2 pseudogenes are annotated in these 2,578 nt (G+C 71.8%); both read left to right on the top strand.

From position 1 onward, the window contains the following. A pseudogene (locus KDM41_16910) lies at nt 1–208 on the top strand (type II toxin-antitoxin system death-on-curing family toxin). A 39-nt stretch (nt 209–247) separates the two neighbouring features. After that, a pseudogene (locus KDM41_16905) lies at nt 248–2,578 on the top strand (error-prone DNA polymerase).

The following is a 2,578-nucleotide window of genomic DNA, read 5'->3' as shown; positions in this document are numbered from 1 at the left end:
GGTGCGCAACCATCCCTTCGTCGACGGGAACAAGCGCACGGCGTTCACCGCGGCCGGCGTGTTCCTCGAACTGAACGGCCAGCGGCTGGTCGCCCCCGAGACCGACGCCGTGGCTGCGGTCGTCGCCCTCGTCACCGGCGAGATGGACGCGGCGGGCTTCGCCGACTGGCTGCGCATCTCATCGGAACCCGACACCGGCGACGACTGACGAAGACAGACCATCCCTCCCCAGGGAAAGGGCCCGCCCATGCCGGCCCGCACGCTCACCAGCAGCACCACCACGGCCTACGCGCCCCTGTGGTGCAAGTCCCACTACTCCTTCCGCGAGGGCGCCTCGGCGCCCGACGAACTGGTGCGCCGCGCCGGCGAGCTCGGTCTGCCCGCCCTGGCCCTCACCTGACCGCGACGGCGTGCCGGGCGCGCCCAAGGCCCACGTGGCCGTGCGCGAGTGGGCGGGCGACACGCCACCCCCGCGGCTCATCCTCGGCAGCCAGGTCACCGTCGAATCGATGTCCGGACACGACTCCACGATCACCCTCCTGGTGCAGGACCGCCGCGGCTACGCCCACCTCTGCAACCTCGTCACCACCGGCCGCCTGCGCTGCGGGAAGGGCGCCAGCCGCGTCACCTGGCGCGAGGTGGCCGCCCACGCCCCGGGCCTGATCGCCCTGTGGGGCGGCCGCGAGAGCCTGCTCCTCGAGGCGGGCACCGACGCCGACGCCGAGGCCGACCTCGACCGCATCGGCGCCGACCTGCGCGACGCCTTCGGCGACCGCCTCTACGCCCTCGCCACCCGCCACCTGGCCCCCGGCGAGGAGCGCACCGAGGCCCGTCTGCGCGCCCGCGCCCGGCGCCTCGGCCTGCCCGTGGTGGCGGGCCACGAGGTGCTCTACCACCGCCGCGAACGGCGCGCCCTGCAGGACGTCCTGACCTGCATTCGGCACGGCACCAACGTGGCCGACGCCGGCCGCCTGCTGCGCCCCAACGATCGCCACGCCCTGGTCACGCCCGACGTCTTCGCCCGCCTCTTCGCCGACGACCCGGCCGCCGTGGCGCGCACCCGGGAAGTGGCCGACCGCTGCACCTTCACCCTGGCCGAGCTCACCTACCGCTATCCCGCCGAGCAGCTCCCCTTCGGCATGACGACCGCCACCTGGCTCGACCGCCTGGTGCGCCAGGGCGCCCGCGACCGCTTCGGCGGTACGGTCCCGGCCGACCTGCAGGCCCGCATCGATCGCGAACTCGAACTCATCCACGACCTCGACTACGAGGGCTACTTCCTGACCATGTACGAGATCGTGAAGTTCTGCCGCGACGAGGGCATCGTCTGTCAGGGCCGCGGCTCGGCCGCCAACTCGGTGGTGTGCTACTGCCTGAAGGTGACGGCGGTGAACCCGCGCGAGGTCGACCTCCTCTTCGAGCGCTTCATCTCCCGCGAGCGCGCCGAGCCGCCGGACATCGACCTGGACATCGAGCACGGCCGTCGCGAGGAGGTCATCCAGCACGTCTACGCCAAGTACGGCCGCGACAAGGCGGCCATGGTGGCCAACGTCGTGCGCTTCCGGCCGCGCTCGGCCATCCGCGAGGTGGGCAAGGCCCTGGGTCTGCCGGCGGTGCAGCTCGACCGCCTGGCCAAGACCGCGCGCTCGAGCATGTACTACCACTTTCCGGATGGTGCCCGCGAAGGCATCGCCCCGGACGACCTGCAGAACGCCGGCTTCGATCCGGCCCATCCCCTGGTGGCCCGCTTCGCCCGCCTGGTCGCCGAGATCCAGGAGTTCCCGCGCCACCTGTCCATCCATCCGGGCGGCTTCCTGCTCGGCCACGAACCGGTGCCCGACTTCGTGCCCGTCGAGAACGCCACCATGCCCGGACGCACCGTCATCCAGTGGGACAAGTACGACGTCGAGGCCCTCGGCCTGTTCAAGGTCGACCTGCTCGGCCTCGGCGCCCTGAACCAGCTGCACATCGCCTTCGACCTGCTGCGCGCGCACCGTGGCAAGACCATGTCCCTCGCGCGCATTCCGCGCGGCGACCGCGCCACCTTCAGCATGCTCTGTCGCGCCGACTCGGTGGGCACCTTCCAGGTCGAGAGCCGCGCCCAGATGAGCATGCTGCCGCGCCTCAGGCCGCAGACCTACTACGACCTCGTGATCCAGGTGGCCATCATCCGGCCCGGCCCGATCACCGGCGGCATGCTGCACCCCTTCCTGCGGCGGCGCAACGGCGAGGAGCCCGTCACCTACCCGCACCCCTCGCTCGAACCCGTGCTGCGCAAGACGCTGGGTGTCCCGTTGTTCCAGGAGCAGGTCATGCGCCTGGCCATGGAGGCCGCCGACTACACCCCCGGCGAGGCCGACCAGCTCCGCCGCGACATGGCCACCTGGCGCAGCCACGGCCCCATCGAGACCCACCACGAGCGCCTCGTCTCGCGCATGGTCGCCAAGGGCATCAGCGCCGACTTCGCCGAGCGCGTCTTCCAGCAGATCAAGGGCTTCGGCGAGTACGGCTTCCCCGAGAGCCACGCCGCCAGCTTCGCGCTGATCGCCTACGCCACCTCGTGGCTCAAGTGCCACCA

The organism is bacterium, from assembly GCA_020440705.1.
Lineage (GTDB): Bacteria > Krumholzibacteriota > Krumholzibacteriia > LZORAL124-64-63 > LZORAL124-64-63 > JAGRNP01.
This window is presented reverse-complemented; position numbering and strand designations above follow the sequence as displayed.